Below are 14,594 nucleotides of genomic sequence, written 5' to 3'. Positions count from 1 at the left end.
TTATGAGCAGCGAGACCGTAGCCGTCATCGGCTTTGTCAGCCTGTTCGTGCTGATGCTGTTGCGCGTCCCCGTCGGCATGGCGATGGGCCTCGTCGGCATCACCGGCTTTGGCTATCTCACCGGCTTCGAGCCGGCGCTGAAACTGGTCGGCCAGACCACGATGCGCACGGTGACGGACTATTCCTTCGGCGTGATCCCGATGTTCCTGCTGATGGGCGCCTTCGTGTCCGTCTCCGGCATCAGCCGCGAGTTGTTCCGCGCCGCCAATACGTTCGTCGGCCACTGGAAGGGCGGGCTCGGCATTGCGACCATTGCCGCCTGCGGCGGCTTTGCCGCGATCTCCGGTTCGTCGGTCGCGACCGCCGCGACATTTTCCGCGGTGGCCTATCCCGAGATGCGCCGCTTCGGCTATCCGCAATCGTTCTCGACCGGCGTGATCGCGGTTGGCGGCACCCTGGGGGCGATGCTGCCGCCGTCCACGGTGCTTGCGGTCTATGGCATCATCACCCAGCAGGATATCGGCAAGCTGTTCATCGCCGGCGTCATCCCGGGCCTGCTCGCGATCCTCATGCACATGATCACGATCGGCATCATCGGGGTGACGCGGCCCGGATTCCTGCCGGCGGGGCCAAAGGCCAAATGGCACGAGCGTGTCCTGGCGCTGCGCGATGTCTGGGCGCCGTTGCTGCTGTTTCTGTTCGTGATCGGCGGCCTCTACGGCGGCTTCTTTGTCCCGACCGAAGCCGGCGCGGTCGGTGCGGTCGGCGCCTTCATCATCGGCATCCTCCGCGGCAGGCTCTCCAAGGACGGTATCCTGCAATCGCTGCTGCAGGCGACCCGCACGGCGGCCGCCGTGTTCACCGTGCTGATCGGCGCGCTCTGCTTCGGCTATTTCCTCACCATTACCCAGACGCCGCAGAACGTCACCGCCTTCCTCACCGGGCTCGGCATCGGCCCCTATGGCGTACTGGCGCTGATCCTGCTGATGTATATTGTGTTGGGCTGCCTGATGGACGCGATGGCGATGGTGATCCTCACCGTGCCGATCGTGTTCCCGGTCGTCACCTCGCTCGGCTTCGACCCGATCTGGTTCGGCATCATCATCGTGATGACGGTCGAACTCGGCCTGATCCATCCGCCGGTCGGCATGAATGTGTTCGTGATCAAGAGCGTGATCAAGGACGTCAACATGTCGACGATCTTTGCCGGTGTGCTGCCCTTCGTGATCACCGATCTGATCCGGCTGGTGATCCTGATCTTGTTCCCGCTGCTCGCGACCTGGTTGCCGCAGCGCATGATTGGCTAGGCATGATCCGGAAACGGATCATGCCGATCAGCGAATGAGCTTACGATGGCGCCTGAAATCCAGACTCGCTACGTCTTCACGATCACCGCACGTATCGCTGACGTGACTTCCGCCGGCGACATCGGGACCGGCGTCCGCCGCATCATCCCGATCACCGGCGGCGAGGTGAGGGGAGAGAAGGTCAACGGCAAGGTGCTGAGCTTCGGCGCCGACTTCCAGATGATCCGGCCCAACGAGCTGATCGAGCTGGAGGCGAAATATGCATTCGAGACCGACGACGGCGCCGTGGTTTATGTCGAGAACAAGGGCATCCGGTTCGGGCCGGTCGATCTGCTGCAGAAGCTGAAGCGCGGCGAGCCGGTTGATCCAAAGCTGATCTATTTCCGCACCGTGCCGAAGTTCGAGACCGGTGCCGAGAAATATCGTTGGCTGATGGAGCACATCTTCATCGCCTCCGCCGCGCGCCACGCCGACCGCGTCGTGATCGACGTGCATCAGGTGCTGTAGGTTCTGCAAACCCGGCTCAGCTCCAGAGTCGCCGTCGCCATACGGAATAGCCCGCTCCGTCCGGAGGAGTGTGAAGTCCCAGGGCATATTGACTCCTGCGATGATAGTTATACAACATAACTATTCTGAACAGGAAACAATAACGCCATGGGAAACGCCTCCGCCGCTGACCATGCGGCGCTGCTCAAGATCGAACAGTCCGGCGCCGTGCTGACCGTGGGCCTCAACCGTCCCGCCAAGCGCAACGCGCTGAACGACGGCATTATCCTTGCGCTGCAGGGCTGCTTTTCCGCCATTCCCGATACGATCGGCGCCGTCGTCATCCACGGCATCGGCGATCACTTCTCCTCCGGCCTCGATCTGTCCGAACTGACCGAGCGCGACGCGACCGAAGGGCTTGTGCATTCCCAGATGTGGCATCGCGTGTTCGACCGCATCCAGTATTGCCGCGTGCCGGTCATCGCCGCACTGAAGGGTGCCGTGATCGGCGGCGGGCTCGAGCTTGCCTGCGCGGCGCATATCCGCGTCGCCGAGCCTTCTGCCTATTTCGCGCTGCCGGAGGGGCAGCGCGGCATCTTCGTCGGCGGCGGCGGATCGGTGCGGCTGCCGCGGCTGATCGGCGTGCCGAGGATGGCCGACATGATGCTGACCGGCCGCGTCTATTCCGCGACCGAAGGCGCCTCCTACGGATTCTCGCAATATCTCACCGAGGCCGGCGGCTCGCTGCCGAAGGCGCTGCAGCTTGCCGAGCGCGCCGCCGCGAACGCGCCGCTGACCAATTTCGCGGTGCTGCAGGCGTTGCCGATGATCGCGGAGGCCAATCCGCAGACCGGGCTGCTGATGGAATCCCTGATGGCGACCGTCGCGCAGAGCGACAAGGAAGCCAAGCGGCGGATCCGCGAATTCCTTGACCGCAAGACCGCCAAGGTGAAGCCGACATGAGCGCCGAGCCTGATACCCCCCCGTCCGCGACAGCCGCCAGCGCACATCCGCTGCGCCCGATCTCCTTCGGCAATCCAGTCGTCACCGTCGAGCGCCGCGCCGACGGCACGATCTATCTTCGTCCGAAGGTGAAGCTTGCCGACTATCCCGTTCGCATCACCGACCGCCTGCATCACTGGGCCAGGGCCGAGCCGAACCGCGTGTTCATGGCCGAGCGCGCGCCAGGCGGTGGCTGGCGGCAGATCACCTACGCGCAACTGCTGGAGACGACCCGGCATCTCGCGTCGGCGCTGATCGCGCGCGGATTGTCCGCCGAGCGGCCGATCGTGATCCTGTCTGGCAATTCGGTCGACCACGCGCTGATCGCGTTCGGCGCGCTCTATGCCGGCATTCCGTTCTGTCCGGTCTCGCCGGCCTATTCGCTGGTGTCGCGCGATTACGGCAAGCTCAGTTTCCTGATCAAGCTGCTGACGCCGGGCCTCGTCTTCGTCGACGACGCCGACAAATTCGCCGATGCGCTGATCGCCAATGTGCCTGCGGGTATCGAGATCGCGGCCAGCCGCGGTGCCGTGCCCGGCCGCGACGTCATCCGGCTCACCGATCTCCTGGCGACGCCGGAAAACCCGCGTCTTGACGCGGTCCATCAGGGAATTGGCCCGGACACGATCGCAAAGTTCTTGCTCACGTCGGGGTCGACGGGCGACCCCAAGGCCGTCATCAACACCCAGCGCATGATCTGCGCCAATCAGGTGATGCTGCGCGAGACCCTGGCGTTCCTGAAGGATGAGCCGCCCGTCATCGTCGACTGGCTGCCGTGGAATCACACCTTCGGTGGCAACCACAATATCGGATTGACGCTCTACAACGGCGGCTCGATGTATCTCGACGAGGGCAAGCCGATGCCCGGCGGCATCGAGGAGACCGTGCGAAACCTGCGCGAGATTTCGCCGACGGTCTATTTCAACGTACCCAAGGGCTACGAATCGCTGCTGCCTTACTTGCGCGACGATGCGAGCTTGCGGGCGAAATTCTTCGACCGTCTGCATGCGATGTTCTTCTCGGGCGCGGCGCTGTCGCCGTTCGTCTGGAACAGCCTCGATGAGCTCGCGGTGCGGGAGAAGGGCTATCGCGTGCCTGTTCTGACTGGCCTGGGCGCCACTGAAACTTCACCGTTCTTCATGTCGGTGCGCCCCGCCACCAGCCGCTCCGGCCATGTCGGGCTTCCCGTGTCGGGCAACGAGGCCAAGCTTGTGCCGAACAACGGCAAGCTGGAAGTCCGCGCCAGGGGACCGAACGTGACGCCGGGCTACTGGCGCCAGCCGGATCTGACCGCCAAGGCCTTCGACGAGGAGGGCTTCTACAAATTCGGTGATGCGCTGAAGCCTGCCAATCCCAATGATTTCGATGCCGGCTTCGACTTCGACGGCCGCATCGCCGAAGACTTCAAGCTGGCAAGCGGCACCTGGGTCAGCGTCGGTCCTTTAAGGGCGCGCTTCGTCGGCACTTGCGCGCCGCTGGTGCGCGACGTCGTGATCGCGGGCCTCAACCGCGACGAGATCTCGGCGATCGTCATCCTCGACCTCGACGGCTGCCGCCTGATCAATCCCAATCTTGCGGCCAACGACGTCGCGGCGGCTGCCGCCGATCCGTTGGTGCGCGCGGCCTTCCACGAACGCTTCGCGCGATTCCTCGCCAGCGCGACCGGTTCGTCGAACCGTATCACCCGCGCGATCCTGCTCGACACGCCGCTATCGATCGACCGCGGCGAGGTCACCGACAAGGGTTCGATCAACCAGCGCGCGGTGCTGGAGCATCGCGCTGCGTTGATCGAAACGCTCTATGCGCCGGTGCCGCCGGCATCCGTCATCACGCTAACCTGATTTCGAAGAGGAGAACCGCTATGCAGTTGAAGGATCAGGCCGCCATCGTCACCGGAGGTGCATCGGGATTGGGCGCCGCAACCGCGCGCCGGCTGGCCGCGCAAGGCGCCAAGGTCGCGGTCTGCGACCTCAATGCCAAGCTCGCGGAGAGCGTGGCGGCCGAGATCGGCGGCATTCCGCTGGTCTGCGACGTGGCCGATGCGGCGGCCGCCGAAGCCGCGGTCGCGCAAGCCGCCAAGGCGCACGGCCCGGCGCGCGTGCTGGTGAACTGCGCCGGCATCGGGGTCGCAAAGCGCGTGATCGGCCGCGAGGGGCCGATGGCGCTTGGCGATTTTGACAAGGTGATCAAGATCAATCTGATCGGTTCCTTCAACATGCTGCGGCTTGCGACCGCTGACATGTCCAAGCTGGAGCCGCTTGCGACCGGCGAACGCGGCGTTGTGATCTGCACCGCTTCCGTCGCCGCCTATGACGGCCAGATCGGGCAGGCGGCGTATTCGGCGTCGAAGGGCGGCATCGTTGCGATGACGCTGCCGATCGCCCGCGAGCTCGCGCAGTTCGGCATCCGCGTGCTGACGATCGCGCCCGGCCTGTTCCTCACGCCGCTCCTCGCCAACCTGCCGCAGGAGGCGCAGGATTCGCTTGCCGCAGCGATTCCGTTCCCGCGCAGGCTCGGCCAGGCCGACGAGTTCGCCTCGCTGGCGCTGCACATGATCGACAACCCCTATCTGAACGGCGAAGTGGTGCGGCTCGATGCCGCGCTCCGAATGGCGCCGCGCTAAGTATGGCCATGAGCATAGGTCGAGAGCGTCTGGCGAGCTCGCTTCCACCTCTCCCATTGGGACAGGTCGGATCGCGCAGCGATCCGGGTGAGGGGTTGCGATCAACAACGAAGACCGTACCCCCTCACCCCAGCCCTCTCCCCGTGGGAGAGGGAGCCAATCGCTGGTGCCGCACTATCGGAGTTCGCTAAACCATGTTCGTTCATCGGCGCGACGTGCAGATCCAGTGGGGCGATTGCGACCCCGCCAACATCGTCTACTACCCGCGCTACTTCGCGATGTTCGACGATTCGACCTCGATCATGTTCGAAGCAGCCGGTTTCTCGAAGCAGGATATCATCCACAAATACGGGCTGGCCGGCATTCCCATGGTCGACACGCGGGCGAAATTCTATATCCCGTCAACCTACGGCGACTGGATCACCATCGAGAGCCGGATCGAGAGCATCAAGCGCTCGAGCTTCGAGGTGGTGCACCGCGTGTTCAAGGGCGAGGCGCTTGCGATCGAGGCGTTCGAAACCCGGGTGCTGGTCGGCCGCCACCCGGACGATCCCAACAAATTGAAATCGGCGCCGTTTCCGCAGGAGATCGTTGACCGTTTCATGAAGGACTGACTCGCAGCCCTCCATGACCTAAAGAAGGGGCTGAATTTGCCCCGCAAAATTGGTTTAAACCCAAAACACTATCCGCAGGGAGGAATAGATGAGGAAGGCCACTTTCGCCGCCGCGGCGTTCGCGGCGGCTGTTGCGCTGCCGGGAGCGCCAGCACTGGCGCAGACCAACGAAATCACCATCGGTATCTCGATCTCGACCACCGGACCTGCCGCAGCCCTTGGCATCCCCGAGCGCAACGCGCTCGATTTCGTGCCGAAGGAGATCGGCGGCGTGCCGCTCAAGCTGATCGTGCTTGATGACGGCGGCGACCCGACCGCTGCGACCACCAATGCGCGGCGCTTCGTCACCGAGTCCAAGGCCGACATCATCATAGGCTCCTGCACCACGCCGCCGTCGATCGCGGTGTCGACGGTCGCCAACGAAGCCGGCATTCCGCATCTTGGTCTTGCGCCGTTCCCGATCAACGAGGCGCGCGCCAAGTGGTCGGTCGACCTGCCGCAGTCGATCCCGATCATGGGCAAGGTGCTCTACGAGCATATGAAGGCGCACAACATCAAGACCGTCGGCTATATCGGCTACTCCGATTCCTACGGCGACCTCTGGGTCAACGACTTCAAAAAGCAGGCGGTGCCGATGGGCCTGACCATGACCGACGAGGAGCGCTTCGCGCGTCCCGATACTTCGGTCGCGGGCCAGGTGCTCAAGCTCGTCGCCGCCAATCCCGACGCCATCCTGATCGGAGCTTCCGGCACCGCCGCGGCGCTGCCGCAGACCGCGCTGCGCGAGCGCGGCTACAAGGGCTTGATCTATCAGACCCATGGCGCCGCCAGCATGGACTTCATCCGGATCGCGGGTGCGGCCGCCGAAGGCGTCATCATGTCGGCAGGTCCTGTGATGTCGCCGGAGACGCAGCCGGACAGCGCGCTGACCAAGAAGCCGGGCCTCGCGCTGAACACCGCCTATGAGGCAAAATACGGTCCCAACAGCCGCAGCCAGTTCGCCGGCCACTCCTACGACGCCTTCGAGGTGCTGAAACGCGTCGTCCCGGTGGCGCTTAAGACGGCCAAGCCCGGCACGCCGGAATTCCGCGAGGCGATCCGCAAGGCGTTCATCTCGGAAAAGGAAATCGTCGCGACCCAGGGCGTCTACAACTGGACCGAAAAGGACCGCTACGGCCTCGACGACCGTTCGCGCATCCTGCTGACGGTGAAGGACGGGAAGTACGTTCCGGCGATGTAAGCTGGTTGCGGGCTTGTGAAACGAAGAAGCCGGTCTCAGCGAGGCCGGCTTTTTTGCTGCGATGATAGCGCGCCCTAAATCGCGCTTTCGCCTTCGTGCTGGAAGCCGAGATAGCTCGCCGCGACGGCCTTGTTGGCAGCGATGTCTTTCGCGGAGCCGCTGAGCACGAACTCGCCGAGCTCCATCACATAGGCGCGGTCGGCGATCTGCAGCGCTGCTTGCGCGTTCTGCTCGACCAGCAGCACCGAGACGCCGGCAGCGCGGAGTTCGCCGACGATGCGGAAGATGTCGGCGACGATGATCGGAGCGAGCCCAAGGCTCGGCTCGTCCAGCATCAATAGCTTCGGTGCGCCCATCAGGGCCCGGCCCATCGCCAGCATCTGCTGCTCGCCGCCGGAGAGCGTGCCGGCGAGCTGCCTGCGCCGCTCCTTCAGGCGCGGAAACAGCGTGTAGACCCGCTCGAGCGAGGTTGCCGCGGTCGCCTTCGGGATGCGGAACGCACCGAGCTCGAGATTGTCCTCGACATTCATGGTGCCGAACAATTCGCGATGCTCCGGCACCAGGCTCAAGCCGGTGGCGACGCGGTCCTCGATGTCGAGCGGGACGAGGTCGGTGCCGGCGAAGGTCGTGCGGCCCTTCAGCGGCAGGATGCCCATCACGGCGTTGAGCAGCGTGGTCTTGCCGGCGCCGTTGGCGCCGATGATGGTGACGATCTCGTTCTCGGCGACGTCGAGTGAAACGCCGCGCACGGCCTCGACCTTGCCGTAGGAGATATGGACGTCGGCAACTGTCAGCAGCGCGCTCATGCTGCGGCTCCGAGATAGGCCTTGATCACGTCGGGATTGGTCTTGATGGTGGCTGGCGTGCCTTCCGCGATCTTGGTGCCGAAATCGAGCACCACGATGCGGTCGGCGAGGTCCATCACAAAGCCCATGTCGTGCTCCACCAGCAGCACCGACATGCCGCCGTCGCGCAATTGCCGCAGCAGCGCGGCCAGCCGCTGCTTTTCCATGTGGCGCAGGCCGGCGGCTGGCTCGTCGAGCAGCAGCAGCATCGGGTCGACGCACAGGGCGCGCGCGATCTCGACGATGCGCTGTTGTCCGAGCGACAGCGAGCCCGCGAGCTGGTCGATCTGGTCGGACAGGCCGACCCGTTCGATCTGCCGCGCGGCCTCCGCCAGCAGCTTCGCCTCGTCGGCACGGTCGAGCCGCAGCATGCTGGAGATCGCACCGGATGATCCGCGCAGATGCGCGCCGATTGCGACGTTCTCGAGCACGGTCATGTCGGGCACCAGCTTGACGTGCTGGAAGGTTCTGGACACGCCGAGCTTGACGATCTCCTGCGGCGGCGCGTTCTCGACCTTGCGGCCGAACACCGAGATCGCGCCGCTGGTTGCGGTCAAGACGCCGGTGATCAGGTTGAAGGTCGTGCTCTTGCCGGCGCCGTTCGGGCCGATCAGTGCGACGATCTCCCGGGCATTCACGTCGAAGGAGACGTCGTTGACGGCGATCACGCCGCCAAACTGCTTACGCGCTTTTTCGACATGCAGCAGCACCGACGACGATCCGGGCGCCCGCGCGCGATGTTCCAGCTTCAGCGACGTGTCGGGTGTCTTGCGGGCCGGCTTGAACGGCAGCCGGGACATCAGCCACGGCCAGACCCCCGATGGCGCGAGCTGCAGCAGCAGCACCAGCATGATGCCGAACACGATGGTCTCGAGCTGGCTCTGACCGCCGAAGATGTAGGGCAGGTAGCTCTGCAGCACTTCCTTGAGCACCACGACGATGCCGGCGCCGAGCACGGCGCCCCAGACATAGCCGGCGCCACCGACGACGGCGATGAACAGATATTCGATGCCGGCCTGCGCGCCGAACGGCGTCGGGTTGGCGGCGCGCTGGAAATGCGCGTAGAGCCAACCGGACAGGCCGGCCAGCACCGCGGCATAGATGAACACCAGGAGCTTGGCGCGCGGCGTCTGCACGCCGAATGCCTCCGCGGCGATATGTCCGCGTCGTAGCGCGCGGATGGCCCGTCCGGTGCGGGAATCCAGCAGGTTCATCGTCAGCAGCGCGGAGAGCAGCACCGCGACCCAGATCGCGTAATAGATCGCGTCCGGGCTCAGCATCTTGAACGAGCTGATCGAGAGGGGCGGAATTCCGGAGATGCCGTCGTTGCGGCCGAGGAATTCGAGCTTGCTGAAGAGGTAGAACAGGCCGATGCCCCAGGCAATGGTGCCGAGCGGCAGGTAGTGGCCTGAGAGCCGGACCGTGACGATGCCGAGCAGCACGGCCGCGATGCCGCTGACCAGCAGCGAGGCCGGCAGCGTCAGCCACGGCGACATGCCATAGGCGGTGGTGAGGACCGCCGTGGTGTAGGCGCCGAAGCCGCAGAACGCGGCCTGGCCGAACGAGGTGAGGCCACCGACGCCGGTGAGCAGCACCAGCCCCATCGCGACCAGCGCGGCGAGGCCGACATTGTCGAGCAGCACGATCCAGAACGGCGGGACGCCCGGGACGAGCGGGATCACCGCCATCACGAGCGTGAAGATGATGAGGGGAAGCCGCTGCGTCATCGCGCTCAATCCTTCTCTTCTTCGACCTCTGGCGCCGCGAGCGAGCGCAGCACCAGTACGGGAAGGATCAGCGTGAAGACGATGACTTCCTTGAAATTGCTGGCGTAGAACGATGAGAAGGCCTCGACGATGCCGACCAGGATGGCCGCCACCGCGGTCAAGGGATAGCTGACGAGGCCGCCGATGATGGCGGCGATGAAGCCCTTCAGGCCGATCAGAAAGCCGGTGTCGTAGTAGAGCGTGGTGATCGGCACGATCAGGATGCCGGAGATCGCGCCGATGACGGAGGCGAGCAGGAATGCGATCTGGCCGGACAGCGTGGTGCGGATGCCGACGAGGCGGGCCCCGAGGCGGTTGACGGCGGTGGCGCGCAACGCCTTGCCGGTCTTGGTGTAGCCGAAGAACAGCCACAGCGCGACGATGGAGGCCATCGTCAGGCCGTACACCGCAAGGCTCTGGCCGGTGAAGCGCAGCGGCCCCGCGGTCACCGCGGCATTCGACAGTGCCGGCGCGCGCAGCCCTTCGGCACCGAAGAACACCAGGCCAAGACCCTGCAGTGCGAGATGGCAGCCGACCGAGGCGATCAAGAGCACCAGCACCGAGGTGTGGGCGATCGGCTGGAACGCGATGCGGTAGAGAAACAGTCCGATCGCCGCCACAATCAGGAGCGCCAGGGCGATGTTGACCGCGACCGGCGTGCTGGGGCCGACCAGCGCATAGGTGAGGCCAAGCAGCGCGACGGGGAAGGCGATGTTGAGCGCGGCGGAACGCAAGACGAGCCGCGCATGCAGCGATTTGCGTGCGAAGAACAGGTCCAGCGCGAAGGCAACGAGGCCCATCGCGACGGCGAGTTGCACCGTGCCCGGCACCTGTCCGGTCGCCAGCATGGCGTAACTCAGCGCACCATAGGTGACGAATTCGCCCTGCGGGATCAGGATCACCCGCGTGACAGCAAACACCAGCACCAGGGCGAGCCCGAGCAGTGCGTAGATCGCGCCGTTGGTGATGCCGTCCTGCAGCAGGAACAGCATGATCGTTGTATTCAAGGCCGAGCGCTCCCCCTTAAGCGTCGGGCCGCCGCAACCGTTTATGCTGGTCAGGTCGGCCGATATCGGCTGTTGATAGCGGCCGATATTTGATATAGTGGATAACAATTATCGAACATAATCTCAAGATCCCCGAACGTCGCGCGGGATCCTTGTACCGGGATTACGAGCCTGGAGCGATGACTGTTTCCAAGACCGCCTCCGACGCCGTCAGACCACCGCGCGCCCTGCGCAGGGAACCGGTCGATGCCGTCGGGGACGACAGCATGCTGCAACTGGGCGAGCTGTCCGGACTGCTCGGCTATTCGTTGAAGCGCGCACAGCTCAAGGTATTCGAGGACTTCCTGCGCTGCGTCGCGCCGCTGCAGCTGACGCCGGCGCAGTTCTCGGTACTGCTCCTGCTCGACAAGAATCCCGGCCGCAACCAGACCGAGATCGCCAATACGCTCGGCATCCTGCGGCCGAACTTCGTCGCGATGCTCGATGCGCTGGAGAGCCGCGACCTCTGCGCCCGGATGCGATCCACCAACGACCGCCGCTCCCACATCCTGGTGCTGACCGACAAGGGCCGCGCCGTGCTGGCGCGCGCCAAGAAGCTCGTTGCCAACAAGCACGAGGCGCGGCTGATCGAGGTGCTCGGCCCCGCCAACCATGCCGCGCTTCTGGAAATGCTGGCCAAGCTTGCGCAGGAGTTTTGAGGGTCTGTCATTCCGGGGCGTCGCGCAGCGACGAACCCGGAATCTCGTGCCACAATCTCCAGGTTCCGGGTTCGCGCTGACACGCGCCCCGGAATGACGATCAATCAGTCGACCAAAATCACCCGCACATCGTTGACGTTGGTCAGCGTCGGGCCGGTCAGCAGCAGATCGCCGGTATTGGCGAAGAAACCGGTGGCATCGTTGTTCTCGAGATAGGCCTTGGGATCGAGGCCCATCGATCTCATTTTCGCGAATGTCGCGTGATCGATCATGGCGCCGGCCGGATCGGTGGCGCTGCCGGCACCGCCGTCGGCACCGTCGGTATCGGCGGCAAGCGCCGACACATTCGGCGTATCCTTGAGCAGGTCGGCGAGCGCCAGCGCGTATTCCTGGTTGGGGCCGCCGCGACCGCTGCCGCGCACGGTCACCGTGAGTTCGCCGCCGGACAGGATCGCAACGCGCTTGCCTTCGCTGCGCGCCTTGAGCGCGAGGCGCGCATGGTCGGCTGCGACCTCGCGCGCCTCGCCCTCGAGATCGGCGCCGAGCGCAATGGTCTCGTAGCCGGCGTCGCGCGCGACCTTCACCGCGGCATCGATCGAGGCTTTCGGCTTCGCCAGCAACTCGAAGGTCGCGTGGGCGAAAGCGGGGTCGCCCGGCTTGCAGCTTTCATTGCTGACATCGTCGAGCGCGCGGCGCACGGCATCGTCGATCGAGAGATTGTATTTGGCGACCAAAGCGCGGGCATCCGCCAGCGTGGTCGGATCGGGGACCGTTGGTCCAGATGCGATCGCGGAGGGATCGTCATGCGGGACGTCGGAGATCGCCAGCGTGACGATCTCGGCGGCGTGCTGGCCGGCACGGGCCAGCCGCCCGCCCTTGATGCGCGACAGGTGCTTGCGGACGGTGTTCATCTCGCCGATCGGTGCGCCTGAGCGCAGCAGCGCGCGGTTGACCTGCTGCTTCTGCGCAAAAGTAACGCCCTCGACCGGCGCGATCCAGTTCGCCGAACCGCCGCCGGTCAGGAGCACCAGCAGCAGGTCGTCAGGCGTTGCCTCCGCGGCGAGCTGCAGCGTATCGTCGGCTGCCCTCAAGCCGGCCTCATCGGGCACCGGATGGCCGGCCTCGACCACCGTGATGCGCCGCGTCGGCACGCCATGGCCGTGGCGGGTGGTCGCGATGCCGACCAGCCGCGCCGGATCGAGGCCGAGCGCGTCGAGGTAATGGCGCTCGGCCGCTGCAGCCATCGCGCCGGCGCCCTTGCCGGCGGCGAGGATGATCACGCGTCCCTTCGGCACCGGTCGCAGCCGCGACGCCAGCACGACGTCGGGGTGCGCAGCGGCGACCGCCGCATCGAAGATCGAACGCAGGAAGGGACGTCGGTCGGTCATGGTTGTGCTTTCGCGAGAGCCGAGGCGCGAGTGAGGTCGGGCCGAATTGCACGCTGCATTCCCTCTCCCGCTTGCGGAGGAGGGTTAGGGTGGGGGTGTTGCCACGAGTCGTATTGCGTAGAAAGCCCCCACCCGGATCGCATCTTTGATGCGATCCGACCTCCCCCGCAAGCGGGGGAGGTGAGGGGGAAATTGCGGCGCTTGGATCGAAACAAGAGCCATCTCGTCTCAGTTGCCGGCGATCTCGCCGCTGACGACGTCGCCGAACAACTGCCAGCGCTCGCCCTTGAACTGCATCAGCTGCAGCTGCTCGATCGGCTGGAAGTCGTTAGGCCCGGTGGTCAGCGTCACGCCCGGCAACAGGCCGCCCTGCGCGAACTGCTTCAGGCTGGCCGCCTGCGCCATCACATTGGCGCGGGTGAGATCATCGCCGCAGCGGCGCAGCACCTCAACCATGGTGGTCGCCATGTTGTAGCCGGTCATCGCCGAGGATTCGACGCGGTTGGTGTCAGGCATGTACTTTGCGAGCAGTTCGTCGAAGGCCTTCATGCCGGCATCGTCCTTCCACTGCGGATCGCTGGCATCCTTCGCATAGGCCGCCGAGATCACGCCCTGCGCATTCTCCAGCCCCGCCGGCCGCATCACCGCCGCGGTCGAGGCCGAGACGTTGGAGACGATGGTGACCGGCTTCCAGTTCATCTCGCCGAGCTTTTTGATCGCCTGCGCGCCGAACTTCGGCGTGGTGAAGAAGATGACGACGTCAGGATTGTACGATTTGAGCCGCACAACGTGGGAGTCGATGGTGGGTTCGGCGACCTCGTAGCTCTCCTCGGCGACAATGCGCGAGGGATCGCTGGCAAAACCGTCCTTGAGACCCTTGAGGTAGTCCTTGCCCATGTCGTCGTTCTGGTAGAGCACGGCGACCTTGGCGGCCGGCTTCTCCTTGAGCAGGTATTTCGCGTAGATCAGCGACTCGCTCTGGTAGCTGGGCAGCCAGCCCATGGTCCAGGGGAAGGTCTTCGGGGCGTTCCACTTGGTCGCACCGGTCGCGACGAACAGCTGCGGCACCTTCTTGGCGTTGAGGTATTTCTGGATCGCGGTGTTGGAGGCGGTGCCGAGCGTGCCGAACAGGAGCAGCACCTCGTCGCTCTCGACGAGCTTGCGGGCCTGCTCGACCGCCTTCGGTGGCGAATAGGCATCGTCATAGGAGATGAAGTTGATCTTGCGTCCGTTGATGCCGCCTTCGTCGTTCACCTTCTTGAACACGGCGGCCATTGCCTTGCCGACCACGCCATAGGCCGAGGCCGGGCCGCTATAGGGCACGATGTTGCCGATCTTGATCTCGGTGTCGCTCGCACCCGTGTCGTACTTCTTCTGCGCCAGCGCGGCGTTGCCGGTCGCGGCGGCGACGGCAAGGCCGAGAAGGGCGGTTGCGACACGGTGTCGGATCGGCATCGGCATGTCCTGAAAGCTCCCTATTTGCTGCCGCCTTTCTGAGACGGCTGGTTTCTCGTTGGTCTGCCGCCGGTCTACCTAGCGCATTGCCAGGCAAAGTGTAAGCAGGCAGCGCCCGCGGTCGGTTCTTCCGGTCAGGCCGTCCGGGCTTATAGCTAACGAA

The 14,594-nt window shown here is 65.0% G+C and carries 13 protein-coding genes; 8 read left to right on the top strand and 5 right to left on the bottom strand.

Annotated elements, in window-relative coordinates:
* Positions 1-2 precede the first annotated feature (2 nt).
* The 7 genes from MTX23_RS32025 (at position 3) to MTX23_RS31995 (ending at position 7,272) form a co-directional block, all read left to right on the top strand.
* Positions 3-1,307: a TRAP transporter permease gene (locus tag MTX23_RS32025; RefSeq protein WP_280974077.1), complete on the top strand. Its 1,305-nt coding sequence runs from the start codon at positions 3-5 to the stop codon at positions 1,305-1,307.
* Positions 1,308-1,352: 45 nt separating this feature from the next.
* On the top strand, positions 1,353-1,814 hold the full coding sequence (locus tag MTX23_RS32020) for a DUF3237 domain-containing protein (RefSeq protein WP_280974076.1): 462 nt from the start codon (positions 1,353-1,355) through the stop codon (positions 1,812-1,814).
* A gap of 147 nt (positions 1,815-1,961) precedes the next feature.
* Positions 1,962-2,756: a crotonase/enoyl-CoA hydratase family protein gene (locus tag MTX23_RS32015; RefSeq protein ID WP_280974075.1), complete on the top strand. Its 795-nt coding sequence runs from the start codon at positions 1,962-1,964 to the stop codon at positions 2,754-2,756.
* Entirely contained in the window at positions 2,753-4,636 is a 1,884-nt protein-coding gene (locus tag MTX23_RS32010; RefSeq protein ID WP_280974074.1) for a feruloyl-CoA synthase, read from the top strand. Before MTX23_RS32015 ends, MTX23_RS32010 begins: the two co-directional genes overlap by 4 nt.
* 20 nt (positions 4,637-4,656) lie before the next feature.
* Positions 4,657-5,418, top strand: a complete 762-nt coding sequence (locus tag MTX23_RS32005; RefSeq protein ID WP_280974073.1) for an SDR family NAD(P)-dependent oxidoreductase — start codon at positions 4,657-4,659, stop codon at positions 5,416-5,418.
* 194 nt (positions 5,419-5,612) lie between these two features.
* Positions 5,613-6,032, top strand: coding sequence for a thioesterase family protein (locus MTX23_RS32000; RefSeq protein ID WP_280974072.1), 420 nt, complete (start codon positions 5,613-5,615; stop codon positions 6,030-6,032).
* Positions 6,033-6,120: 88 nt separating this feature from the next.
* Positions 6,121-7,272 (top strand): ABC transporter substrate-binding protein, encoded by a 1,152-nt coding sequence (locus tag MTX23_RS31995; RefSeq protein WP_280974071.1) that lies wholly within the window; start codon positions 6,121-6,123, stop codon positions 7,270-7,272.
* Positions 7,273-7,346: 74 nt separating this feature from the next.
* Here MTX23_RS31995 and MTX23_RS31990 read toward each other — a convergent pair whose 3' ends face one another.
* From MTX23_RS31990 to MTX23_RS31980, 3 genes are read right to left on the bottom strand one after another with little or no spacing between them, the layout of a single operon-like run.
* Complete coding sequence (locus MTX23_RS31990; protein ID WP_280974070.1) at positions 7,347-8,078, bottom strand: ABC transporter ATP-binding protein; 732 nt, start codon at positions 8,076-8,078, stop codon at positions 7,347-7,349.
* Complete coding sequence (locus tag MTX23_RS31985) at positions 8,075-9,844, bottom strand: branched-chain amino acid ABC transporter ATP-binding protein/permease (RefSeq protein WP_280974069.1); 1,770 nt, start codon at positions 9,842-9,844, stop codon at positions 8,075-8,077. Before MTX23_RS31985 ends, MTX23_RS31990 begins: the two co-directional genes overlap by 4 nt.
* A gap of 5 nt (positions 9,845-9,849) precedes the next feature.
* Positions 9,850-10,890: a branched-chain amino acid ABC transporter permease gene (locus MTX23_RS31980; RefSeq protein WP_280974068.1), complete on the bottom strand. Its 1,041-nt coding sequence runs from the start codon at positions 10,888-10,890 to the stop codon at positions 9,850-9,852.
* Between the two features lie 179 nt (positions 10,891-11,069).
* Between MTX23_RS31980 and MTX23_RS31975 the strand changes: the two genes are divergently transcribed.
* Complete coding sequence (locus MTX23_RS31975) at positions 11,070-11,588, top strand: MarR family transcriptional regulator (protein ID WP_280974067.1); 519 nt, start codon at positions 11,070-11,072, stop codon at positions 11,586-11,588.
* Between the two features lie 104 nt (positions 11,589-11,692).
* On the opposite strand, the gene MTX23_RS31970 is transcribed toward MTX23_RS31975, so the two are convergent.
* Both MTX23_RS31970 and MTX23_RS31965 read right to left on the bottom strand, forming a co-directional pair.
* The gene (locus MTX23_RS31970) at positions 11,693-12,976 is read right to left on the bottom strand and encodes a glycerate kinase (RefSeq protein WP_280974066.1); all 1,284 of its coding nucleotides are present in this window, start codon (positions 12,974-12,976) and stop codon (positions 11,693-11,695) included.
* A gap of 228 nt (positions 12,977-13,204) precedes the next feature.
* A complete protein-coding gene (locus MTX23_RS31965; protein ID WP_280974065.1) occupies positions 13,205-14,437 on the bottom strand; it encodes an ABC transporter substrate-binding protein in 1,233 nt (410 codons plus the stop codon).
* Positions 14,438-14,594: the final 157 nt, after the last annotated feature.

The sequence above is a fragment of the Bradyrhizobium sp. ISRA436 genome, assembly GCF_029910015.1.
Taxonomy (GTDB): Bacteria; Pseudomonadota; Alphaproteobacteria; order Rhizobiales; family Xanthobacteraceae; genus Bradyrhizobium.
This window is presented reverse-complemented; position numbering and strand designations above follow the sequence as displayed.